This window comes from Streptomyces sp. CA-251247 (genome assembly GCF_050952975.1).
Taxonomy (GTDB): domain Bacteria; phylum Actinomycetota; class Actinomycetes; order Streptomycetales; family Streptomycetaceae; genus Streptomyces; species Streptomyces achmelvichensis.
In genome coordinates this window covers 139,904-165,712 of the sequence record NZ_CP191861.1, presented here as the reverse complement: position 1 = coordinate 165,712, position 25,809 = coordinate 139,904, and the positions used below count along the sequence as shown (strand labels likewise).

The window sequence follows — 25,809 nt, the reverse complement described above, 5'->3', positions numbered from 1 at the left end:
GGGTCGGCGTGGAAGGGCATGGCCCCGAGCTGGGGTGTCAGTTCTGGCAGGTGCAGCCTGTCGCGGCCTGTGCCTCGGTGACGGTCAGGGCTGAATCGGCGGAGCTCTCGGCCGGGGTGCAGCAGGCGTTGACGCCGCAGCATGCGTCGGCCGACTCCGCGGTCTTCGAGGAGGCCTCGGTGGTCAGCGGCTTGGTGGCACGGACGATGGCGGAGTGCATGCCATCCGCGACGGAATGGGTCGCGGTGATCTCGACGTCGGCGAACCCGGCGGCTTCCAGGCCCGCGCGGTATTCGGCGAAGGTGAGCGCGCCGGCGATGCAGCCGACGTAGTCTCCGCGCTCGGCCCGCTGGTCCGGGGTGAGGTCGTCGTCGGCGACGACGTCGGTGACGCCGATCCGGCCGCCGGGCTTCAGGGCACGGAAGGTCTCGGCGAACACTGCCGGCTTGTCGGTGGACAGATTGATCACGCAGTTGGAGATCACCACGTCGATGGTGTTCGCGGGCAGCGGGATGGCCTCGATGGTGCCCTTGAGGAACTCCACGTTCGTCGCACCGGCCTTCTTCGCGTTGGCCAGGGCGAGTTCGAGCATCTCGTCGGTCATGTCCAGGCCGTAGGCCTTGCCGGTGGGGCCGACGCGGCGGGCGGAGAGCAGGACATCGATGCCTCCGCCGGAGCCGAGGTCGAGGACGCGCTCACCGGTTCGGAGTTCCGCGACGGCGAGGGGATTGCCGCAGCCGAGGGAGGCGGCGACGGCCTCGACGGGCAGGGCGTCGCGCTCGTCGGCGGCGTAGAGGGTGGAACCGAAGTTCTCGTCGACCTCGACCGGCTCGGGCCCGCAGCATGCGGTACCGCCTTCGGTGACCTGAACGGCCGCCGCGGCGTAGCGCTGCCGGACGGTCTCACGCAGGTCGGTGGACTGTTCACTCATGACGCACTCCTGGATGACGAGGCATGGCGGTGCCCTGGAACGGCTTGTATTGACGTTCGTTGATGCAAGCTTGCGCCTTGAATCGAAAGACGTCAACATAGAGGCATGTCGAATCAAGAGCTTGAGGTGATCGGCCAGGACGCTGGTTGCTGCGAGTCTCTGGCGGCCGCGCCGCTGGACGAGGAGCGCGCCGGTGAGCTGGCGAAGGTGTTCAAGGCGCTGGGCGACCCGGTGAGGCTGCGGCTGCTGTCGATGATCGCCTCACGCGGGGAGAACGGCGAGGTGTGTGTCTGTGAGCTGACGCCGGCCTTCGAGCTGTCCCAGCCGACGATCTCGCACCACCTCAAGCTGCTGAGGCAGGCCGGTCTCATCGACTGCGAGCGCCGCGGTACATGGGTGTACTACTGGGTGCTGCCCGGCGTCCTGGATCAGCTCGCCTCGTTCCTGGTGACGCCGCAGAGCGCCGGAGTCACCGCGTGAGCGTCGCACTCGGTCGCCGCGTGGCCGCGGAGGCCCTGGGGACCGGCCTGCTGGTAGCGGTCGTCGTCGGGTCGGGCATCCAGGCCGCGGAACTGTCGCACGACGTCGGCGTGCAGCTGCTCGCCAACTCGCTCGCCACCGTCTTCGGCCTGGCCGTGCTGATCATCCTGCTCGGGCCGGTCTCGGGCGCGCACTTCAACCCCGCTGTCACCCTCGCCGCCTGGCTCGCCGGCCGCCGCGACCGCACCGGCCCGCCTCTGCGGGAAGTCGCCGCGTACATTCCCGCTCAGGTGGCCGGGGCGATCGGCGGCGCGGTCCTGGCCAACGCCATGTTCGCCGAGCCGCTCGTGAAGATCTCCACCCACGACCGGTCGGCCGGGCACCTGTGGCTGGGTGAAGTCGTCGCCACCGCCTGGCTGATCCTGCTCATCTTCGGCCTGGAGCGCATCGGGCGCGCCGCCCTGGCCCCAGCCGCCGTGGCCACCTCCATCGGGGCCGCCTACTGGTTCACCTCGTCCACCTCCTTCGCGAACCCTGCGGTGACGGTCGGCCGCGCTTTCACCGACACCTTCGCCGGGATCGCCCCTGCCTCCCTCGCCCCGTTCATCGCGGCCCAGCTGCTCGGCGCCGCGCTCGGGCTGGGTGCCGTGGCGGTGGCGTACGGACGTCCTGCCCGCACGGCGAACGTCGCGGTCCCGCACGGCCAACCCGAACTCGCCTCCTCCTGACCACCCCTTCCGCCTGCAAGGACACCTGACATGAGCCCTGCCGCTCCGCGCCCCTCGGTGCTGTTCGTCTGCGTCCACAACGCAGGCCGCTCCCAAATGGCCGCCGCCTTCCTCACCCACCTCGCCGACGATCAGGTCGAGGTGCGCTCGGCCGGATCGGCGCCCGCCGACTCCGTGAACCCGGCCGCCGTGGCAGCCATGGCCGAGGCCGGCATCGACATCACCGCCGAGACCCCGAAGATCCTCACCACCGAGGCGGTCCAGGCATCGGACGTGGTGATCACCATGGGCTGCGGGGACACCTGCCCGGTCTTCCCCGGCAAGCGGTACCTCGACTGGCAGCTCGACGACCCGGCCGGCCAGGGCGTCGATGCGGTCCGCCCGATCCGGGACGAGATCGAACAGCGCGTGCGCGGCCTGCTCGCCGAACTCGGAATCCCGGCCACGGCGTAACCACCGCCCCGGCTACCTGAGGCCCTTCCGGTAGAGCAGCGAAGTACAGCCACCCTCGCGACCGAGGTCGGCTCCTCATGGCTGCCGGGCAACCACCCCACAAGCCGAAGTGACCTCAGCGACCGCTACGCCGGTAGTTCGCATCGAGAGTCCGTGCCCGATCTGTGCCCTGGCTTCGTGCATGTATGGGACCAGCGTTTGTCTGGACAGAACGTGGTGAGCGAACGGTAGTGCGCCTGCTCGACCAGGCGTACGCCCGGACAACCGAGCCCGGACAAGAAGCCCTGTACGAAGGGGATTCGGCCATTCCCAGACGTCGCCATGCACCCGTCGACACCCTTCGGGCGGGCGGAGTACGTCGTGGGGCCGGCCCTGCGTGTGTTCGTCGGCGCGCCGACGGCCGCTCTCCTGCCGGGAGATGAGTCGTGCAGGGCGTCCCGTCGTGGCGATGCGAGTAGTGATGACTCAAGACGCGGGCGCCGCCGCGGTGATGTTGTTGTCCACGGGCCCGCGGCCAGGTGCCGGGACTTTTCCCAGGCGGCCGGAGGCGGCCGATGCGGACCGGGAACAGCTCGGCCGACGGGGGACGACACCAAGCGCGAGCGCTGGTGGGGTGAGAGGAGCTGCGGTGCAGACAGGGAAGACGAATCTCGGGCCGGAAGGGTGCGCCGAGGTCGACCACGCTCTGTCCTTCGCGCAGGACCGCATGTGGTTCCTGGACCGGCTGGAGGGCGGGCGAAGCACCGCGTACGTGGCGACCCCCATGTGGCACGTGCACGGCCCGCTCGACCGGGAACGCCTGGAGTTCGCCCTGTCCCGCCTCGTGGCCCGTCACCAGTCGCTGCGGATGAGGTTCGTCGAGCGCGACGGCACCCCTCGCGTCCTCGTCGCCGACCGTCTCGACGCCCGGATCGACTGGCGTGACGCCGCCACCGCTGCCGAGGTGGAAACGGAAGCCGCGGCCGAGGCCGGCGAACCGTTCGACCTGACCACAGGTCCGCTGTTCCGCGTCGTGGTGTGGCGGCTGAGCGACACCGAGCACGTGCTGCTGGCGGCCATGCATCACATCGTCTCCGACGGCTGGTCGATTTCCCTCTTCGTCCGCGACCTCGGCGCGCTCTACGACGGAGACACCCTGCCCGAGCTGAGCCTCCCCTACACGGAGTTCGCCGATTGGCAGCGGCGTGAGCTCGGTGGGGATGGTGTTGCGGGGGAGTTGGGGTATTGGCGGGAGCGGTTGTCGGGGTTGCCGGTGTTGGAGTTGCCGGTTGATCGTGCGCGTCCGGTGCAGCCGTCGTGGGTGGGTGGGACGAAGGAGTTCTCTCTTGATCCGGAGTTGGTTGCAGGGTTGGAGCGGTTGGGGCGGGAGCACAATGCGACGTTGTACATGACGTTGCTGGCTGCGTTTCAGGTGTTGGTGGGTCAGTGGAGCGGGCAGTGTGATTTCGGGGTGGGGACGCCGGTTGCCGGTCGTGGTCGTCCTGAGGTCGAGGGTGTGATCGGGCTGTTCGTGAACACCCTGGTCATGCGTGCCGATCTGGCCGGAGACCCCACCTTCGTCGAACTGCTCGCCCGAGTCCGTGACCACACACTCGACGCACTCGACCACCAGGACGTGCCCTACGAGCAGGTCGTCCGGGAACTGCGACCGGAGCGCTCCGACACCGACTCGCTGATCGACACCTGGTTCGCGATGCAGAACGTCCCGGACGACCAGGGCATCGGAACGCTCCGATTCACCGACTACGAGACCGACCGCCCCCGGGCCCTGTTCGCGGTGTCGCTGTTCGCTCAGCCGCGCGACGACGAGATGGCGATGACTCTCGTCTATCGGACTGATGTGTTCGATGAGGTGTCGATCGGTCGGTTGGTGGAGCGGTGTCGGGTGTTGTTGGCGCGGGTGGTGGGTTCGCCGGGTGTTCGGGTGAGTGGTTTGGGTTTGCCGGCGGGTGAGTTGGGTGTGTTGCGTCGTTGGGGTGCGGGTGAGGTGTCGTCGGGTCTGTCGGGGGATCCGGTGGTGTTGTTCGAGGAGCGGGTGGGGTGTGTTCCTGAGGGGGTGGCGGTTGTTGCGGGTGATGTGGTGGTGTCGTATGCGGAGTTGAATGCGCGGGCGAACCGGGTGGCTTGGTGGTTGCTGGGTCGGGGTGTGCGGGCTGAGGTGCCGGTGGGGGTGCGGCTGCGGCGGGGTGTGGACATGCTCGTTGCGGTGTTGGGTGTGTTGAAGGCCGGTGGTGTGTATGTGCCGTTGGATCCGGCGTGGCCTGCGGAGCGGGTGGAGTTCGTCCGTTCGGATGTGGGTGCTGGTGTGGTGTTGGAGGGTCCGTTGCCGGACGGGGGTCGGGATGATGATCCTGGGGTTGCGGTGGTGGATGGTCAGTTGGCGTATGTGATTTATACGTCGGGTTCGACGGGGCGGCCGAAGGGTGTGGGGGTGTCTCGTGGGTCGATGGCGGGGCATGTGTCGCGGATGCGGCGTCGGTTCGGTCTGGGTGCGTCGGATCGGGTTCTGCAGTTTGCGGCGTTGGCGTTCGATGCGTCGGTGGAGCAGATTTTCCCGGCGTTGACGTGCGGGGCCGCGCTGGTGCTCCCGGAGCACGGTCTTGTCGCTCCCTCCCAGCTCCTCACCGACCTCGACCAGTACCGCGTCACCGTCGCCAATCTGCCTCCGGCGTACTTCGGAGAGCTGGTCGACCGGCTGGCCGAACGGGAGGGGAACGCACTGGGCGCGCTCCGGCTGATGATCCTCGGCGGTGACGTACTGCGCCCGGCCGAGGCGCGGACGTGGTCGGACCGCTACCCCGATGTTCCTCTGCTGAACGTCTACGGTCCGACGGAGGCGACGGTTTCGTCGACGGTGTTCGATGTTCCGGCGGGGGTGGGGTGCGGGAGCGGTGTGCCGATCGGGCGTGCGGTGGGGGATCGCTGTCTGTATGTGCTGGACGAGCGGTTGTCCGAGGTGCCGGTGGGTGCGGTCGGTGAGTTGTTCATCGGTGGCGGTCAGTTGGCGCGTGGGTATGTGGGTCGCGCGGGGTTGACGGCGGACCGGTTCGTGCCGGATCCGTTCGGTGGTGAGGCGGGGGGCCGGCTGTACCGGACGGGGGATCTGGTGCGGTGGCGTGAGGGGTTCCTGGACTTCTGCGGTCGTACGGACGGCCAGGTGAAGGTGCGTGGTTTCCGGGTCGAGGTGGGTGAGGTGGAGTCCCGGTTGCGGGAGCATCCGCTGGTCCGTGACGCGGTTGTGGTGGTGTGGCAGGACCGTCTGGTCGCTTATGTGGCCGGGCAGCAGGGCGTGGTGACGGATCAGGTGCGGGAGTGGCTGGGGGAGCGACTGCCGGAGTACATGGTGCCGGCGGTGCTGATCCTGCTGGACGAGCTGCCGCGCACGGTGGGCGGCAAGGTCGACCGTGACCGGCTTCCCGACCCCGACGGGCACCGTCCGACGCTGTCCGGGGAGTACGTCGGCCCGCGCAACCCGACCGAACAGGCCATTGCCGACGTCTGGAAGGAAGTCCTCCAGGTCGACCGGATCGGCATCCACGACAACTTCTTCGACCTCGGCGGCCACTCCCTCCTCGTGACGCTCGCCGTGGCACGCCTGGGCAAGGCGCTGGAACGGCCCGTCGACATGCGCGACTTCTTCGAGCACCCGACGATCGCCGAGTTCGTCGCCGCCCTGCCGCCGGCGCCGTCCAGGCCGGTGCCGCGGATCGGCAAGGTGGTCCGCAGCGGGGACTTCCCGCTCTCCTTCGCCCAGGAAGGTCTCTGGTTCCTCAACCGGCTCGACCCCGATGCCCCGGACTACATGGCCGCCCTGGCCTGGCGGGTCGACGGAGGCCTCGACCGGGAACGCCTCGACCGAGCGCTACGACAGCTCGTCGACCGGCACGAGTCACTGCGCACCACCTTCCCGTTGGTCGACGCGCAGCCCGTGCAGCGCGTGACCACCGGGATGGAGGCCGCAGCAGCCTGGTACGACCTGCGCGCTGTGTCCGATCCGCTCGATGCGGCGATCAGGCACGCCGGCGAGGAACTGCACCGGCCGTTCGACCTGGCCACCGGCTCGCTGTTCCGGGCCATGGTCTGGCAGCTCGACGCCACCGATCACCTACTGGTACTGGCGATGCATCACATCGTCTCCGACGGCTGGTCGATGGGCGTGCTCGTCCGCGAGCTGGGTGATCTGTACGCCGGCGAAAGCCTGCCCGATCTGCCGGTGCAGTACGCCGACTACGCCGATTGGCAGCGGCGTGAGCTCGGTGGGGATGGTGTTGCGGGGGAGTTGGGGTATTGGCGGGAGCGGTTGTCGGGGTTGCCGGTGTTGGAGTTGCCGGTTGATCGTGCGCGTCCGGTGCAGCCGTCGTGGGTGGGTGGGACGAAGGAGTTCTCTCTTGATCCGGAGTTGGTTGCAGGGTTGGAGCGGTTGGGGCGGGAGCACAATGCGACGTTGTACATGACGTTGCTGGCTGCGTTTCAGGTGTTGGTGGGTCAGTGGAGCGGGCAGTGTGATTTCGGGGTGGGGACGCCGGTTGCCGGTCGTGGTCGTCCTGAGGTCGAGGGTGTGATCGGGCTGTTCGTGAACACCCTGGTCATGCGTGCCGATCTGGCCGGAGACCCCACCTTCACCGAGCTGCTCGCCCGGGTCCGTGACCACATGCTCGACGCACTCGACCACCAGGACGTGCCCTTCGAAAGGGTGGTGGAGGAACTCCGGCCGGACCGCGACCCCAGCCGCTCGCCGCTGTTCCAGACCATGTTCGACCTCGAGGTCCGCTCCATCGCGGCGCCGCGACTGGGCGCCGCGACGTTGCACCCCGCAGACATTCCCTTCGACGTCACCAAGTACGACCTGATGTTCACCTTCACCACCGACCCGGGTGCCGCCGGCGGCTTCGTGCAGTACCGGACTGATGTGTTCGATGAGGTGTCGATCGGTCGGTTGGTGGAGCGGTGTCGGGTGTTGTTGGCGCGGGTGGTGGGTTCGCCGGGTGTTCGGGTGAGTGGTTTGGGTTTGCCGGCGGGTGAGTTGGGTGTGTTGCGTCGTTGGGGTGCGGGTGAGGTGTCGTCGGGTCTGTCGGGGGATCCGGTGGTGTTGTTCGAGGAGCGGGTGGGGTGTGTTCCTGAGGGGGTGGCGGTTGTTGCGGGTGATGTGGTGGTGTCGTATGCGGAGTTGAATGCGCGGGCGAACCGGGTTGCTTGGTGGTTGCTGGGTCGGGGTGTGCGGGCTGAGGTGCCGGTGGGGGTGCGGCTGCGGCGGGGTGTGGACATGCTCGTTGCGGTGTTGGGTGTGTTGAAGGCCGGTGGTGTGTATGTGCCGTTGGATCCGGCGTGGCCTGCGGAGCGGGTGGAGTTCGTCCGTTCGGATGTGGGTGCTGGTGTGGTGTTGGAGGGTCCGTTGCCGGACGGGGGCCGGGATGATGATCCTGGGGTTGCGGTGGTGGATGGTCAGTTGGCGTATGTGATCTATACGTCGGGTTCGACGGGGCGGCCGAAGGGTGTGGGGGTGTCCCGGGGGTCGATGGCGGGGCATGTGTCGCGGATGCGGCGTCGGTTCGGTCTTGGTGCGGCGGATCGGGTTCTGCAGTTTGCGGCGTTGGCGTTCGATGCGTCGGTGGAGCAGATTTTCCCGGCGTTGACGTGCGGGGCCGCGCTGGTGCTCCCGGAGCACGGCCTCGTCGCTCCCTCCCAGCTCCTCACCGACCTCGACCAGTACCGCGTCACGGTGATGGAGGTGGTTCCCGGGTATCTCACCGAACTGATCGCCGAACTCTCCGCGGCCGGCACCACCCACCCCGCCTGGAGCCCCGACCGGCTGCGGCTGCTCGTCCTCGGCGGTGACACCGTCCGGCCGGCCGACCTCGCCTGGTGGACCTCGCACTTCCCCGACATGGCCGTGGTCAATACCTACGGTCCGACGGAGGCGACGATTTCGTCGACGGTGTTCGATGTGCCGGCGGGGGTGGGGTGCGGGGGCAGTGTGCCGATCGGGCGTGCGGTGGGGGATCGCTGTCTGTATGTGCTGGACGAGCGGTTGTCCGAGGTGCCGGTGGGTGCTGTGGGTGAGTTGTTCATCGGTGGCGGTCAGTTGGCGCGTGGGTATGTGGGTCGCGCGGGGTTGACGGCGGACCGGTTCGTGCCGGATCCGTTCGGTGGTGAGGCGGGGGCCGGCTGTACCGGACGGGGGATCTGGTGCGGTGGCGTGAGGGGTTCCTGGACTTCTGCGGCCGTACCGATGGCCAGGTGAAGGTGCGTGGTTTCCGGGTCGAGGTGGGTGAGGTGGAGTCCCGGTTGCGGGAGCATCCGCTGGTCCGTGACGCGGTTGTGGTGGTGTGGCAGGACCGTCTGGTCGCTTATGTGGCCGGGCAGCGGGGCGTGGTGACGGATCAGGTGCGGGAGTGGCTGGGGGAGCGACTGCCGGAGTACATGGTGCCGGCGGTGCTGATCCTGCTGGACGAGCTGCCGCGGACGGTGGGCGGCAAGGTCGACCGTGACCGGCTTCCCGACCCCGACGGGCACCGCCCGGCCCTGTCCGGGGAGTATGTCGGCCCGCGCAACCCGACCGAACAGGCCATCGCCGACGTCTGGAAGGAAGTCCTCCAGGTCGACCGGATCGGCATCCACGACAACTTCTTCGACCTCGGCGGCCACTCCCTCCTCGCCACCCGGGTCGTCATCCGACTACGAGCGGCATTCGGCTGCGACATCGGCGTGCGGACCCTCTTCGAGCGGCCGACCGTGACCCGGCTCGCCGCCGCGGTCGAGGAACAGCTGATGCGGGAGATCGCAGGGATGACCGGCGAGGACGTCGAGCAGGCACTGAAGGAGCAGCAGGCATGAGCACGATGCACGGGCTGGTCGAGGCCCAGGTCAGACGTACCCCTGACGGAATTGCCCTGGAGTTCGACGGCGAGGAACTGACCTATCGGGAGCTGGAGCGGCGGGCCAACCGGCTCGCCCACGCGCTGCGCCGGCACGGCGCCGGACCGGAGACCGTCGTCGCCGTCGGCGCCCAGCGCTCCCTTGACCTGGTCGTCTCCCTGCTGGGCATCCTCAAGAGCGGCGCCGCGTATCTGCCGCTGGACCTCGAACTGCCCACCGAGCGCCTGGCCTACATGGTCGGGCAGGCCGGCGCGGTCGCGCTCGTCCGCGGCCCCGGCATGGACTGCGATCTCGGCCGGCCCGGACTGCCCGAGGTGACCCTGGCCGGCACTGCCGGCGAGTCCGACGAGCCCTGTGGCGTCGTCGTCGACGGGCGCAACGCCGCCTACGTCATGTACACCTCCGGGTCCACCGGCCGGCCCAAGGGAGTGGTGGCCGAGCACCGGGGTGTCTGCAACCGCCTGGTCTGGGGCCAGCACGAGTACGGCATGACGTCCGACGAGCGCGTGCTCCAGAAGACCCCGTACGCCTTCGACGTCTCGGTGTGGGAGCTGTTCTGGCCGCTCACCGTCGGCGCCCGTCTGGTCATCGCCAAACCCGGCGGACACCGCGACAGTGGCTACCTCGTCGAGCTGATCCAGCGGCGCGAGATCACCACCGTCCACTTCATCCCCACCATGCTCGCCCTGTTCATCGGCGAGCGAGGTGTGGAGGGATGCCGCAGCGTCCATCGCATCATGACCAGCGGCGAGGCGCTCCCCACCGACCTGCAGAACCGGGTGCTGCGCGTCCTGTCCCACGTCGAACTGCACAACCTCTACGGCCCGACCGAGGCGTCCATCGAAGTGAGTGCCTGGCAGTGCAGGCCCGACTGGCCCGGCGCCAACGTGCCGATCGGCGCGGCAGTGGCCAACACGCAGCTCTACATCCTCGACGACGACCTGCGCCCGGCGCCGGGAGACGGACCCGGGGAGCTGTACCTCGCGGGAGTGCAGCTCGCCCGCGGCTACTCCGGGCAGCCGGGGCTCACCGCGGAACGCTTCCTGCCCGACCCTTACGGTCAGCCCGGCGCACGGATGTATCGCAGCGGCGACCTGGCCGGCTGGCACCGCCCTGGCGTGGTCGACTACCTCGGCCGGGTCGACGAGCAGCTGAAGCTCGCCGGCAACCGGGTCGAGCTCGGCGAGATCCAGGCCGTGCTCAACGAACTGCCCGGCGTGCGTGCCGGTGTGGTGGTGGCCGCCGGCTCGGCCGCCGAACAACGGCTCGTCGCCTACGTCGTCGGAGCCGATCTCGACATCGCCGTACTGCGCGAGCAGTTGGCCGGTCTGCTGCCCGCCTACATGGTGCCGTCCACCTTCGTGGAGCTGGCCGAGCTGCCGCTGACCTCCAGCGGAAAGCTGGACCGCAAGGCCCTGCCGGCCCCGGACCGCCCCGACCTGGCCACCCCGTACCGGGCTCCCGAGACCCCCGTCCAGGAGAAGCTGGCAGCCGTGTGGGCATCGGTCTTCGGTGTCGCGAGGATCGGTGTCGACGACGCGTTCCTCGCACTCGGCGGCCACTCCTTGCTCGCCGTGCGGCTCATCTCCCGGCTGCGCGAGGAGGCGGGTGTCGACATCTCGATGCGCGCCCTGTTCGCCGGACTCACCATCGCCGAACTCGCCGACACGGTCACCGTGGAACCCGACGGCAACGCCGCCCCGGCACCCGCCCTCACCCGGGGAGGCGACGACGAGCCCGTCGTCCCTTCTTTCGGGCAGGAACGGCTCCTGTTCCTCGAGCAGATGAACCCGGACAGCTCCACCTACGCCATCCCCGTCGCCTGGCGGATGGACGGCCGGCTCGACGAAGGCGTCCTGCGCCGCGCCCTGGAACGACTGGCCGCACGGCACGACGCCCTGCGCACCCGCTTCCCGGGCGTCGACCGCGCACCCGTCGTCGCGCCCGAACCCCTGGTGGACCTGCGCCGCGTCGACGCCGGCGAATGGAACGACGACCTCGCCTTCGCCGAGATCCGCCGCCCGTTCGACCTGGCTGCCGGGCCCGTCTGGCGGGCCGTCCTGATCAGGCTCCCCGGGCACGACGTGCTGCTGCTGGTGCTGCACCACATCGTCGCCGACGGCTGGTCCCTGGGCGTCATCGCCCGCGAGCTGGGCGACCTGTACGCAGGCGTCACCCCGCCGGCGCCGCCCGTGCGGTACGCCGACTTCGCCCGTTGGCAGCGCGCCGCCCTCACCCCGGACCGGCTGGCCGGCGAACTGGAGTGGTGGCGCACCACCCTGGCCGGGGGTCCCGCCCTGGAGCTCCCCACCGACCGGCCACGGCCGATGGTGCTCGGCACCGAAGGCGCCACCCACCGGTTCGAGCTGCCGCAGGAGGCTCTGCGCACGCTGACCCGGCGTGCGCGGACCGACGCCGCCACCTTGCACACCGTGCTGCTGACGGCGTTTCAGGTCCTGCTCGGCCGGTGGAGCGGGCAGACCGACTTCGTCGTGGGCACGCCGGTCGCCGGCCGCTCGACATCCGAGGTGGAGAACGTCGTCGGCTTCTTCGTCAACACCCTTGCGGTGCGGGCCGATCTCAGCGGCGACCCCACCTTCGCCGAGCTGCTCGGCCGGGTCAGGGAGGCCACCCTCGGGGGATACGAGCACCAAGACGTGCCGTTCGAACGGGTGGTGGAGGAACTGCGCCCGGAGCGGGACCTCAGCCGCACGCCCGTGTTCCAGACCATGTTCGCGCTGCGGGACACCTCCGCCACGGCCCTGCGAGTGCCCGGGATGCCGGCCGAGGAGATCCCGCTCGGCTGGCGGACCGCGAAATTCGACCTCACCCTCTTCGTCGATCAGGCCGCCGACGGCTCCTGCACGGGCCTGATCGAGTACGCCACCTGCCTGTTCGACCCGGCGACGGTGGAGCGGATCGCCGACGGGTACCGCCGGCTGCTGCTCACCCTCGCCGAGGACGCCGAGGGCCGGCTGGACGACTGGGACGTCCTGGACGCCGACGCCCGCGTCCGCCTCGTCGAGCTGGGCACCGCTCCCACGCCGGCGATCCCTGCGCGCGCCCTGCACCAGCTCGTCGCCGACCAGGCGGCCGACCGGGGTGACGAGCCGGCCGTGGTGGACGGCGCATCCGTCTGGACCTATGCCCAACTGGACCGGCGGGCCAATCGGCTGGCCCGGCACCTGCTCGGTCTCGGCGTGGGTCCGGAGACCGTGGTGGCGGTCAGCCTGCCCCGCTGCGCGGACCTCGTCCTCGCCCAGCTCGCGGTGCTGAAGGCCGGCGGCGCCTATGTGCCGCTCGACGCGGACCAGCCCGCCGAGCGCAGCCGGCACATGCTCGACGACACCGCCGCCACGCTGCTCATCACCTCCGCCGGCCACCTGTCGGCGGACGGCCTGGGCCTGAGGGTCGTCGATCTTGCCGCGGACGCCGTCGAGATCGGCCGGCTGCCGGACACCGCACCCGAGGTGAGCGTCTCCCCGGACAGCCTCGGCTACGTCGTCTACACCTCCGGTTCCACCGGGCGGCCCAAGGGCATCGGCATCACCCACCGCGGGCTGGTCCGTACCGTCCACGAGGGCGGCTACCTCACCCTCGGGCCGGACGACCGCGTGGCGTTCGCAGCCAGTCCCGTCTTCGACGCTGCCACCTTCGAGGTGTGGGCCACCCTGGTTGCCGGAGCGACCCTGGTGGTCACCCCGCCGGATGTCGCGCTGTCGCCCGCAGCCCTTGCGGCGCACCTCACCCGGCACCGGGTCACCACCCTGTTCCTCACCACCGCGCTGTTCAACCAGGTCGTCCAGGAGCGGCCCGGCGCTCTCGGCGGACTGCGGCACGTGCTCTTCGGCGGCGAGGCCGCCGACCCGCACACCGTGGACGCCCTGCTCGCCCACGGCGGGCCCGGCCGACTGCTGCACATGTACGGCCCGGCCGAGTCGACCACCTTCGGCACCTGGCACGAGGTCACGGCACCGGCCGCCGCCGCGTCCGTGCCGATCGGCCGCCCCATGAACAACACCACCGCGTACGTGGTCGACGAGCGGCTGCGTCCGGTCCCCGTCGGTGTCGTCGGAGAACTGCTCCTCGGCGGCTCCGGACTGGCCCGCGGGTACCTCGGCGCGGCACACCGCACCGCCGACCGGTTCCTGCCCGACCCGTTCGGCCCGCCCGGCGGCCGGGTCTACCGCACCGGCGACCTGGTGCGGTGGACGGCACAAGGCCGCCTGGAATTCGTCGGCCGCGCCGACGGGCAGGTCAAGGTACGCGGCTTCCGGGTCGAGCCGGGCGAGATCGAGACCGCGATACGGCGGCACCCGGCCGTGCGGGACACCGTCGTGGTGGCCCGTCCCGACCGCAGCGGCGCCCTCAGCCTCTGCGCGTACGTCGTGGCCGATCCCGCCGAACTGGGTGATCTGCGCGGGTTCATCGGCGAGAGCCTGCCGGCGTTCCTGGTACCGGCCGCCGTGGTCGTGCTCGACGAACTGCCGCTGACCCGCAACGGCAAGGTGGACCGGGCCGCGCTGCCGGAACCGGCGTACGCCCCGACCACCGGACGGCGGGAGCCGGCCTGTGAGCTGGAACGGCAACTCGCCGAGGCATGGACGGAGGTCCTCGGTACAGCCGAGCCCGGCATGGACGACGACTTCTTCGCCCTCGGGGGGCACTCGCTGCTGGCCATCAAGTTGGTCGGCGCGGTCGCCGAGCGTACTGGCCGGGAGATGACCTTCCGCGACCTGTTCACCGCCCGCACCATCGCGGGCCTGGCCCGCCTCCTCGCCGACGCCGAACAGGTCGGCGCCCCCATTGTCCGGGGCGCCGGCACCACGGGACTGCCGGTCTCCTTCGGGCAGGAGCGGCTGGTGTTCCTGGACTGCCTCGAGGGTGCCGGCCCGGCGTACACGATTCCGGTCGCCTGGCGCCTGAGCGGACCGCTGGACCGCGACCGGCTGTCCGCCGCGTTCGACGCCCTGGTCGCGCGGCACGAGGTGCTGCGCACCCGGTTCACGCTGGTGGACGGCGTGGCGTTGCAGGACATCGTCCCCGACTGGGAGGGAGTCACCTGGCGCGAGGCGGGTACGGTCACCGACGCCGTCAGGGCGGTCAGGGACGAAGCGCGCGAGCCGTTCGATCTCACCACCGGGCCGCTGTTCCGGGCCGTGGTGTGGCACGCCGGCGACAACGAGCACGTGCTGCTGATGGCCATGCACCACGCCGTGTCCGACGGCTGGTCCATGGGTCTGCTGATCCGCGAGCTGGAGGCCTGCTACGACGGCGTCGAGCCGTCCCGTCCGCCGGTGCGCTACGCCGACTTCGCGGTGTGGCAACGCGGCCGGCTCACCGGGGAACGGCTGGCGGGGGAGCTGACGCACTGGCGGCAGCGGCTGGCCGGCCTGCCGACGCTCGAGCTGCCCACCGACCGTCCCCGCCCCACCCGCCGCAACGGGTCCGGAGGCTCGGTGGAGTTCACGGTCGACGCGGAACTGGTCGCCGGACTGGAACGGCTGAGCCGGGAGCACGGCGCGACACTGTTCATGACCCTGCTCGCCGCCTATCAGGTGCTGCTCGGCCGGTGGAGCGGGCAGAGCGACTTCGGCGTCGGCACCCCCGTCGCCGGCCGCGGCAGGCCCGAGGTCCGCGATGTCGTCGGGTTCTTCCTCAACACCGTGGTGCTGCGGGCCGACGTGAGCGGTGATCCCTCGTTCACCGAGTTGCTCGGCCGGGTCCGCGGCGACGCTCTCAGCGCCTATGAGCACCAGGAGATGCCGTTCGGTCGTCTGGTGGAGGAGCTGCGCCCGGAGCGGGACCTCAGCCGCTCCCCGCTGTTCCAGGCCATGTTCAGCTTCAACGACTGGAGCCTGGACACTCTGCGGCTGGGCCCGGCCGCGGGTACGGCGGTCCCCGTCGACCGGGGGGCGGCCAAGCTCGACCTCACCCTGGAACTGGTGCAACGCCCCGACGGGCTGGCCGGCGCGATCGACTACACCACCGACATCTTCGACACCGCCACGATCCGGCGGATGGCCGAGGCGTTCAGTCTGCTGCTGCGCGCCGTTGTGGCCGATCCCGCGGCACGCACCGGTGACCTGCCGCTGGCCCCGCCGGCCGCGGCGCCCGGGGTCGTGACACCGCGTCCCGCCGTGCCCCGGCCGCTGCTGGAACGGATCGCCGACCAGGTCCGGGACACCCCCGACGCGACGGCTGTGATCTGCGGCGATGGTGAGGTCACCTACGCCGAGTTGGACCGGCGGGCCAACCAGCTCGCCCACCACCTCATCGGCCGGGGCGTGGGTCCGGAGACCCGGGTCGGACTGCGCCTGCCCCGCGGGATCGACACCGTGGTGGGCGTGCTCGGCATCTGGAAGGCCGGCGGAGCGTTCGTCGGACTCGACCCCGACCTGCCCGCACGCCGCCTCGCGCGGATCGGCGCCGATGCCGGAGCCCGGCTGGTCGTCGACGAGGACATGATCACCGATCCGGCGCTCGGCCGGTGTCCGACCACTGCGCCGGCGCTGTCCTGCGACCCGGGCACCCTCGCGTATGTCGTCTACACCTCCGGTTCGACCGGACAACCGAAGGGTGTCCTGGTCGAGTTCGCCGGCCTCACCGGCCACCTCGACACCGTTCTCGACCACTACGAGCTGGGCCAGGACGATGTCGTGCTCCAGCGTGCATCGGCGTCCTTCGACGCGTTTCTGCGGGACTGCATCGGCCCGCTGACCGTCGGCGCGACCGTGCTGATGGCCGGGCAGCCCGACCTGTCCACCCTCGCCACCGACCTGACCGGCCGGCCCGCGCCGACGGCCGTCCTCAGCATGGTGCCGTCCCTGCTGCACCAGCTTCTCGACGGCGGCGACCTCACCGCCGCGAGCCTGCCGGAGCTGCGGCTGCTGGTGCTCAGCGGCGAGCCCTGCACCCCGGCACTGCTGGCCCGCCTGCATGCGGCGCTGCCGGGGCTGCGCAGGGTGGTCAACCAGTACGGCCCGACCGAGTGCACCCTCACCACCACATGGGAAGACCTGGATCCGGCGGTGCGGGAGGAGACGGTGTCCATCGGGCGGCCCATGCCGACCACCACCGTGCACGTGCTCGACGAGGCACTGCGACCCGTGCCGGTCGGGGTGTTCGGGGAACTGCACATCGGCGGCGCCGGAGTGACCCGCGGCTACCGCAACCAGGCCGGCACGACCGCGCGGTCCTTCGTACCCGACCCGTCCGGCCCGCCCGGAGCCCGGATGTACCGGACCGGCGACGCCGCCCGCCGACTGGCCGACGGGACACTGGAGTTCCGCGGCCGACTGGACCGCCAGGTGAAGGTCCGAGGCGTGCGGATCGAACCGGGCGAAGTGGAAGCGTGTCTCGCCACGCATCCCGCCGTGGGTTCGGCGGCCGTGGTCGCGCGCCCCGACGGCCCGAACGGCTGGAAACTCAGCGGCTATGCGCAGCGTTCCCCCGGGGCCGCCGTATCGGTGGCCGAGCTGCGGACGCACCTGGAGTCCCGTCTGCCGTACGCGATGATCCCCACGGAACTGCTGGTCCTGGACTGCCTGCCGCTGCTCGCCAACGGCAAGGTCGACCGGCACGCGCTGCCGGAGATCACCGCCACCGCCCCGGAGAGCGACTCCGGGCATGTCGCACCGCGCACCGCCGTCGAGAAGATCATCGCCGAGGTGTGGGCGGAGCTGCTCGACCGGCCCGACGTCGGCGTCGAGGACGACTTCTTTGCCCTGGGCGGCCACTCGCTGACCGCGCTGAGAGTCATCTCCCGTCTGCGGTCCCGGCTCGACACCGCGGTCACCCTCCGCGCCTTCTTCGAGGCCCGGACCATCACCAGACTTGCCCAGAAACTGAAGGAGACGCCGTGAACGGCCTCACACCCATGCAGCTGGAGCTGCTCCACCAGCGGCTGGCGGGGCGCGCGGAGAACCGCACGGCTCCGGACGGGATCACCCGCTCCACCGGCACCAGCGACCTTCCGGTGTCGTTCGGGCAGGAGCGCCTGGTCTTCCTCGACCGGCTGGAAGGGCCCGGCCCGGCGTACACGATTCCGGTGGCCTGGCGTCTGACCGGGCCGCTGGACCGCGGCCGGCTCTCCGCCGCGTTCGACGCCCTGGTGGAGCGGCACGAGACCCTGCGTACCCGCTTCACCGTCGTCGACGGCGTGGTGAGCCGGCACGTCGACCCGGCGTGGGACGGCGTGGACTGGCGCGAAGCCGGCACCGTCGAGGACATCACCCTGGCGGCGGACGCAGTGGCCCGCGAGCCGTTCGACCTGGCGGCCGGCCCGGTGTTCCGGGTGACGGTGTGGCGCCTTGGCGCCACCGACCATGTGGTCCTCCTGACGATGCATCACATCGTCGCCGACGGCTGGTCGATGGGCGTGCTGGTGCGCGACCTGGAAGCCCTCTACGGCGGCGGAACCCTGCCGGAACTGCCGGTCGGATACGCCGACTTCGCCGCCTGGCAGCGCCGCGAGCTCGCCGGGGACCGGGCGGCCGGGGAGCTGGGCTACTGGCGGAACCGGCTGGCGGGGCTGCCGCCGCTGGAGCTTCCCAGCGACCGCGTCCGCCCCGGCAGGCGCGACACCGCCGGCGCCATCTGCGAGTTCGCGCTGGAGCCCGAGACGGTCTTCGGCCTGGAGCGCCTCGGCCGCGAGCACAACGCGACGCTGTACATGACGCTCCTGGCCGCATTCGAGGTGCTGCTGGGCCGGTGGAGCGGGCAGACCGACTTCGGTGTCGGCACCCCGGTGGCCGGACGGAGCCGGCCCGAGGTCGAGAACCTGATCGGCTTCTTCGTCAACACCGTGGTCATGCGGGCCGACCTGGCCGAGAACCCGACCTTCGCCGATCTGCTCGCCCGGGTCCGCGACGACGCCCTCGGCGCGTACGAGCATCAGGACGTCCCGTTCGAGCGGATCGTCGACGAGGTCAGCCCCGACCGGGACCTCCACCGCACCCCGCTGTTCCAGGCCATGTTCAGTCTGGACGACGACGCCGATGACCGGCCGGTCCGCCTCGGCGAGGTCACCGGCATCCGGTTCGAACTCGACGTGGACGCTGTCAAATTCGACCTGATCCTGCAGACCGCCCGGCGCCCCGAGGGTCTCGCCGCCGCGTTCTTCCACCGCTCCGATCTGTGGCGCCCGGAGACCGTGCGCCGCTGGGCGGACCAGTACACGCGCCTCCTGCAGTTGGTCCTCGCCCACCCGGACACGCCCCTGTCCGACCTGGAACTGCTGCCGGACCCCGAGCGCCGTCAACTCGCCGCATGGGCCGCCCCGCTGCGCTCGTACGACTGCGAAGACCTGCTCCACGAGCGGTTCGAGCGGCACGCCGCCGTCCGGCCGGACGCCGTCGCGGTGGTCGCCGGGGAGGAGCGGCTCGACTACGCCGGCCTGAACCGGCGGGCCAACCAGCTCGCCCACCGGCTGCGCGCCGCCGGAGTCGGCCCCGAGTCGGTGGTCGGGCTCTGCGTCAACCGGGACCTCGACCTGGCCGTCGGCATCCTCGGCATCCTCAAGGCCGGAGGCGCGTATCTGCCGCTGGACCCGGAACACCCGCGGGACAGGCTGGAGTACATGGTCGCCGACGCCGGCCCCCGGCTCGCCGTCGTCTCCCCGGGCCTTGCCGAACAGGTGCCCGTGAACGTCGGTCAACTGCGGTTGGACGACCCGGCGTTGGCCAGAGAACCGGTGGAGGACCCGCCATCGGCCGGCAGCGCCGACTCGCTCGCGTACATCATCTACACCTCCGGATCCACCGGCCGCCCCAAGGGCGTCTGCATCCCGCACCGGCAGGTGGTCCGGCTCCTCGACTCCTGCGAGGACGCCCTTGATCTGCCGGAGGCCGGGGTGTGGAGTCTGTTCCACTCGTACGCCTTCGACTTCTCCGTCTGGGAGCTGTGGGGAGCCCTGACCCGAGGCGGCAGCGTCGTCCTGGTCGACAAGGCCACGGCCCGCGACCCGGAGAGGTTCGCCGCGCTGCTCGGGGCCGAGAGGGTGTCGGTGCTCAGCCAGACTCCCGGAGCGTTCCGCAACCTGCGCGCGGCCCTCGGCGAACGGCGGCCCGCCGACCTGGGTGTGCGGACCGTGGTGCTCGGCGGGGAGAAGCTCGACCTGCCCGAACTCGACGGATGGCTCGACGGACCCGGTGCCGGTGTGCGGCTGGTCAACATGTACGGCATCACCGAAACCACGGTGCACGTCACCCACCACACGGTGACCGCCGCCGACCTCACCGGCGAGGCCGTCTCGCCGATCGGCCGGGCGCTGGGTGACCTGACGATCCACGTCCTGGACCGTCACATGCGGCCCGTCCCGGCCGGTGTCATCGGCGAGATGTACGTCGGCGGCGCCGGGACGGCCCGCGGCTACCTCGGCCGGCCCGGGCTGACGGCCGACCGGCTGGTTCCCGATCCGTTCGGCGACCGGCCGGGTGCCCGGCTCTACCGCACCGGAGACCGGGCCCGTCATCTGCCCGACGGTCGTCTGGAGTACCGGGGCCGCGCCGACGACCAGGTGAAGATCCGCGGACACCGGATCGAGCTGGGCGAAGTGGAGGCGGCGCTGCTGCGCCACCCCGCTGTCGACCAGGCCGCCGTGGTGGCCCACGGTTCCCGCACCGGCGAGTACCGGCTCCACGCGTACCTGGTCGTCGAGGGTGCGCCGGCCCGCGACGACCTGCGGCAGTGGCTGCTCGGCCAACTGCCCGAGCCGATGGTGCCGGCCTCGTTCACCGTGCTGCCGGCGCTGCCGCTGACCGCCAACGGCAAGGTCGACCGCAAGGGGCTGCCGGCTGTCGACGGCGCCACCCTGACCTCCGCCGGACGCCACGTCCCGCCGGCGACCCCCACCGAGCGCGCGCTGGCGGAGGTGTGGTGCGACGCGCTCGGCATCCAGAGACCCGGCGTCACCGACCGGTTCTTCGACCTCGGCGGTGACTCCATCCTGGCCCTGCGCGTGGTGGGGCTGGCCGAGCGGCGCGGGCTGACCGTGGCGCTGCGCGACGTCTTCGCCCACCAGGCGCTCGGTGAGCTGGCCCGGGCCGTGGACCAGGCCGCCGACCAGCGGGGCACCCCTGGGCACGCCGTGCCCGTGGAGCGGTTCGCCATGGTGGCGCCGGGTGACCGGGACCGGCTGCCCGGAGGGCTGGAGGACGCCTACCCGCTGACCCGGATGCAGCAGGGCATGCTCTACGAGCTGCTGGCCGACGCCGGCAAGGGCGCGTACCACAACGTGACCAGCTTCCGGGTCCAGGAACCGGCCGGGTTCGACGCCGAGGTGATGCAGCGTGCTGCCGACGCGGTGGTCCGCCGGTACGAGATCCTGCGCACCGGTTTCGACTGGAGCAGCTACGACGAGCCGCTGCAACTGGTGCACCCGGACGCCGACCTCCCGGTCGGTGTGGACGACCTGAGAGGGCTGGACGACGCCACCCAGGCCGACCGGGTCCGGGGATATCTGAACGCGGAGGCGGGGCGCTGGTTCGAGCTGTCCGTCCCCCCGCTGATCCGGCTGCATGTGCACGTGCTCAACGACGCCGAGTACCGGCTCACCATCACCGACTGCCACGCCGTCCTGGACGGCTGGAGCCTCACCTCCCTCATCGCCGAGCTGATCGACCGGCACCGGCGGGAGCGCACCGGTGCGGCCGCAGCGCCGGCCGGTGCCCCGGTGCCCCGCTTCGCCGAGTACGTGGTACTCGAACGGGAAGCCGTGGCCGACCCTGCGGCGCACGCCTTCTGGGACGCCATGGTGGAGTCGTTCCCGCCGGTACGGCTCCCGCGCTCGGCCGGCGGAGACCAGGCGGACAAGTCCACCTGTGAGGCGCTGAGAAGCTACGGCCACCTGCACGCGGGCATCGACGCTCTCGCCGCCCGGGCCGGGGTACCCCGCAAGACGGTGCTGTTCACCGCCTATTACCACCTGATGGGGCAGCTTGCCGACGGCGACTCCTACTCGACCGGGTTCGCCACCAACGGGCGTCCGGAGCGGGCCGGGTCGGAGGGGATGCGCGGCGTCTTCCTCAACGTGGTGCCGTTCGGCGTGCGTTCCCCCGCCACCAGCTGGGTGGATCTGCTGCGGGACGTCTTCGCCGCGGAACAGGAGGTCATCCCGCACCGCCGCTTCCCGCTGGCCGAGATGCAGCGCGGCCAGTGGGCCGGTGAGGTGCTCGTCGACACCGCCTTCAACTACGTGCATTTCCACGGCCTGGACAGCGAGCACAAGCAGGAGATCGAGGAGATAGCCCGCACCAACTTCGGACTCATGGTGACCACCGGTCCCGGGGGCGTTTCGTTCGAGTCCGACGCCGGCCGCATGTCGCAGGGCGAGGTCGAACGGCTCGCCGACGCGTACTGCGCGCTGCTCACCGCGATGGTCGATGACCCGGAGGGCGTTCCCGGCATCCCGGTCGAGGCGATGGCTCCCCGTTCGGGGGAGAGCGCCGACCGGGACCGTGACGAGCGCAGCGTGGTGGCCGTCTTCGAGGCCCAGGTGGCCGCCCACCCGGACGGGGTGGCCGTTGCCACCGCTGACGGCGAGTTGACCTACGCCCAGCTCAACGCACAGGTCAACCGCGTCGCCCACCATCTGCGCAGACACGGTGCCGGACCTGAGGCGGTCGTCGGGCTGTGCGCGGAGCGTTCCATCGAGCTCGTCGTGGGCTTGCTCGGCATCCTCAAGGCCGGGGCGGCCTACCTGCCCATGGACCCGCGCGACCCGGGCCGCCGCCTGGACCGGCTCATCCGCGACACCGGCGCGGACCTGGTGCTCGCCCAGCCCGCATGGCGCCACGTCGTGCCCGAGCGGGCCGGCACCGTCATCACCCTCGCCGGCGGGAGCTTCGACGGCGAGCCGACGACCGACCCGGACCGCGGCCCGGACACCGACAACCTGGCCTGTGTGCTCTACACCTCGGGCTCCACCGGTCTGCCCAAGGGGATAGCCCTGCCGCAACGGGCCATCGTCGACACCCTGGTGGATCAGCGGGACATCGCCCTCGACACCGCCGATACGGTCCTGCACCTGAGCAGCTTCAACTGGGATGCGGCCATCTTCGAGATCTTCGGGCCACTGCTGACCGGCGGAACCTGTGCCGTCTACCCGGCGGAACCCATCACGCCGGCCGGTATCGTCGCCGCGATCCGCCGGCACGGCGTCACCACGGCATTCCTCACCACCACACTGTTCAACCTCGTGGTCGAGGAGGGACTGGAGGAGCTGGGAGGACTGCGGCAGATCTTCTTCGGGGGCGAGGCGGCGTCGCCGACACACGTTCGCGAGCTGCGGACCCGCTGGTCGGACATGCGCATCGCCAACGGCTACGGCCCGGTGGAATGCACCTTTGTCGCCACCACCCACCCGGTGCGCACCGTCCCTGCGGACGCGGTCAGCGTCCCGATCGGCCGGCCGCTGGACCGCACCACCGTCCTGGTACTCGACGACGAGCTCCACCCCGTCCCGGCCGGCGTCGCCGGGGAGCTCTGCATCGGCGGTGACTCGCTCGCCCGCGGCTACGCCGGGCAGGCCGGGCTGACCGCGGACCGCTTCGTTCCCGACCCCCGCGGCGGCGGACGGCGGCTCTACCGCACCGGCGACCGAGGACGTTGGCGGGCGGACGGCACCCTGGAGTTCGGCGGACGCCTCGACGGCCAGGTGAAGATCCGGGGCCGCCGGATCGAGCTCGGGGAGATCGAGGCGGTGCTGTCGTCGCGGCCCGACGTGGCGGTCGCGGCTGCGGTCGCCCACACCGACGAGCCGGGTGACGCGCGGCTCGTGGCCTACCTGGTTCCGGCGGCCGGCGTCGCCGCACCCACCGCCGACGAGCTGCGCCGCTGGCTGCGCGACCGTCTCCCGGCCTACCTGGTGCCGACGGTGTTCGTGCCGATGGCCGAACTGCCGGTGACGGCCAACGGCAAGCTCGACCGGGCGGCCCTGCCGGCACCGACCGGGCCCGCTGTCACGGACCGCCCGTACGTGGGGCCGCGTACCGACACCGAAGAGAGGCTGGCCAAGCTCTGGGCCGAGACGCTGCGACAGAACCGGGTCGGCGTGCACGACGACTTCTTCGAACTCGGCGGCAGCTCGCTCGCCGTCGTCAGGGTCGCCGCCCGCGCCTGCGACCTCGGGCTGCCGGTGGGCGTCGCCGACCTCCTGGAGCACCCCACCGTGGCGTCGCTCGCCGCCGCGATCGCCACCCGGGAACCAGCCGGCGAAGGAGCCGCGCTGCGCCGGGAAGGCGATGTGCTCGTCGTGCTGCGCGAGGGCACGCAACGTCCGCTGTTCTGCGTGCACCCGAGCGGCGGCAGCGTCGCCTGGTACCTCCCGCTGGCCAAGGCACTCCCGCCCGGGCGGCCCGTGATCGGGCTGCAGGCCCGGGGCATCGACGGCGGCGTCGACGCCCAGTCGATGCAGGGCCTGGCCGAGGACTACGTGCGGCGTATGCGGGCCCATCAGCCGGAGGGGCCGTACGCGCTGTTCGGCTGGTCCATGGGCGGCAACATCGCCCAGGAGATGGCGATTCAGCTCACCGCGCAGGGCGAGCAGGTGGACACCCTGCTGCTGCTGGAGCCGGCCGTGCCGGACGAGGCCGGGATGTTCGCCGTCACCGAGGCGCTCGAGCTGCTCGACCGGGCCGTCGCCATGCGCGAGGCGATCCGTGAACTCTCCCCGGGCACCCCGGCCCGGCTCAGCCAGGAGCGGGAGCTGGTGACCACGCTGCTGGCCGCCGGCGTCAACAGTGCGGAGGCCGATCTGGGCGCCGACTGGCCGGTGGCGATGTGGACGGCACTGCTGCGCGCCGCCTCCACCTACCGCCCCGATCCGTACTACGGGCCGGTGCACCTGCTGGTCACCGCCGAGGCGGCGGACGCCGGGCCCGGACGCCCGTCCGTGGTCGCGGGCGAGAGCTATCCGGCCTACGAGCGGCGGTGCCGCGAGCTGTTCCCGGAGGGCCTCACCCTCCACCACCTGCCCGGCACCCACCGGAGCATGGTCGCCGATCCCGAGGTCGCGGCTGTCGCCGCCCTCGCCGCCGAGTTGATGGAGCGCAGGGCATGACCACCACCGGTCAGGTCACCGACCGTTACCTGCTGGACGACGAGATCGTCGCCGATCCGTTCCCCTACTTCGCGCACCTGCGCACCACCGCACCCGTGCACTGGAGCCCGGTCCACCGGGCCTGGCTGGTGACCGGATACGACGAGGCGACCGCCTGCTTCAGCGACCCCGCGGTATCCGCCGACCGGATATCCCCGATGCTGGCCCAGACACCGCTGCACCTGCTCAGCCCGGAGGCGTCCCGCGCCTTTGGGATCATGGCCGGCTGGATGGTCTTCGTCGACCCGCCCGAGCACCGCCGGCTGCGCAGCGTCTTCCGCGGCGCGTTCGGCCCCCGGCAGATCCGCCGCAACCGGCCGATGGTGCAGGAGGCGGTGGCCCGGCTGACGGCCCGGGCCCGTGAGGGCCGCGACGTCACCGATCTGGTGGCCGACTTCGCCCGGCCTCTGCCGGCGACCGTGGCGGCGGCCTGGATGGGGGTACCGGCGGAGGACACCGAGCGGTTCCAGCGCTGGGCGATCCAGGTCGGTGACCTGGCCCTCGGCTCGGTGCAGTCCGCGGAGGAGCACGAGAGTTCCCAACAGGCGCTGCTGGATCTCTTCGACTATCTGCGGCGGCTGGTCCGTCGGCGGCGGGACGACCCGCAGGCCGACCTGATCAGCGCGGCGCTGGAGAGTGGTCTGGTCGGTGACTCCGTCAGTGAGGACGAGTTCGTCGCGATGCTCACCCATGTCGCGTTCGCCGGCGGGGAGACCACCAGCAACCTGATCGCCGTCGGGGTGTGGAACCTGCTGCGCCGGCCCGACCAGCTCGATCTGCTGCGCGCCGAGCCCGAGTTGGCGGCCGGTGCCGTGGAGGAGCTGCTGCGTTTCGACGGGCCGTCGAAGATGTCCGTCCGGCAGGTGAAGACCGATCTCTCGCTGGGCGAGCGGCTGTTGCGGGCGGGAGACCGGCTCTACCTGGTCACCGCGGCGGCCAACCGGGACCCGTCCCGGTTTCACCGCCCCGACGAACTGGACCTGCGCCGGCACCCGAATCCGCACCTCGGATTCGGGCAAGGAGCGCACTTCTGCCTGGGAGCGCCGCTGGCCCGGCTGGTGGCCGGGGCAGCGCTCACCGATCTCCTGGCCGCCGCGCCGGACCTGGCGCTCGCCGGCGCCCGGGCGAACTGGCAGTCGTCGCTCCTCAACCGGAGCCTCCAATCGCTGCCGGTGCGGCTCACGTAGCGGCTTCGGCCACCCCCCATCCAGGACCGGCCCCGCGGCCGGGATCCTCCATCC

9 protein-coding genes are annotated in these 25,809 nt (G+C 71.2%); 8 read left to right on the top strand and 1 reads right to left on the bottom strand.

The annotated features are described in order from the left end of the window. Positions 1-37 precede the first annotated feature (37 nt). Positions 38-931: an arsenite methyltransferase gene (arsM, locus tag ACQPWZ_RS00720; protein WP_433570252.1), complete on the bottom strand. Its 894-nt coding sequence runs from the start codon at positions 929-931 to the stop codon at positions 38-40. A gap of 105 nt (positions 932-1,036) precedes the next feature. On the opposite strand from arsM, the gene ACQPWZ_RS00715 reads away from it, so the two are divergent. From ACQPWZ_RS00715 to ACQPWZ_RS00680, 8 genes are all read left to right on the top strand, one after another. After that, the gene (locus tag ACQPWZ_RS00715; RefSeq protein WP_340471122.1) at positions 1,037-1,411 is read left to right on the top strand and encodes an ArsR/SmtB family transcription factor; all 375 of its coding nucleotides are present in this window, start codon (positions 1,037-1,039) and stop codon (positions 1,409-1,411) included. After that, complete coding sequence (locus tag ACQPWZ_RS00710; RefSeq protein WP_433570251.1) at positions 1,324-2,139, top strand: aquaporin; 816 nt, start codon at positions 1,324-1,326, stop codon at positions 2,137-2,139. The genes ACQPWZ_RS00715 and ACQPWZ_RS00710 overlap by 88 nt, the downstream gene beginning before the upstream one ends. A gap of 30 nt (positions 2,140-2,169) precedes the next feature. Then, positions 2,170-2,592, top strand: coding sequence for an arsenate reductase ArsC (locus tag ACQPWZ_RS00705; protein WP_340471120.1), 423 nt, complete (start codon positions 2,170-2,172; stop codon positions 2,590-2,592). A gap of 628 nt (positions 2,593-3,220) precedes the next feature. Continuing rightward, on the top strand, positions 3,221-8,833 hold the full coding sequence (locus ACQPWZ_RS00700) for an amino acid adenylation domain-containing protein (RefSeq protein WP_433570250.1): 5,613 nt from the start codon (positions 3,221-3,223) through the stop codon (positions 8,831-8,833). After that, the gene (locus tag ACQPWZ_RS00695) at positions 8,830-9,426 is read left to right on the top strand and encodes a phosphopantetheine-binding protein (protein ID WP_433570249.1); all 597 of its coding nucleotides are present in this window, start codon (positions 8,830-8,832) and stop codon (positions 9,424-9,426) included. The genes ACQPWZ_RS00700 and ACQPWZ_RS00695 overlap by 4 nt, the downstream gene beginning before the upstream one ends. Continuing rightward, entirely contained in the window at positions 9,423-17,333 is a 7,911-nt protein-coding gene (locus tag ACQPWZ_RS00690) for an amino acid adenylation domain-containing protein (protein WP_433570248.1), read from the top strand. The genes ACQPWZ_RS00695 and ACQPWZ_RS00690 overlap by 4 nt, the downstream gene beginning before the upstream one ends. After that, positions 17,330-24,529, top strand: coding sequence for an amino acid adenylation domain-containing protein (locus ACQPWZ_RS00685; protein WP_433570247.1), 7,200 nt, complete (start codon positions 17,330-17,332; stop codon positions 24,527-24,529). Before ACQPWZ_RS00690 ends, ACQPWZ_RS00685 begins: the two co-directional genes overlap by 4 nt. After that, positions 24,526-25,755, top strand: coding sequence for a cytochrome P450 (locus ACQPWZ_RS00680; protein ID WP_405567045.1), 1,230 nt, complete (start codon positions 24,526-24,528; stop codon positions 25,753-25,755). The genes ACQPWZ_RS00685 and ACQPWZ_RS00680 overlap by 4 nt, the downstream gene beginning before the upstream one ends. Positions 25,756-25,809 lie beyond the last annotated feature (54 nt).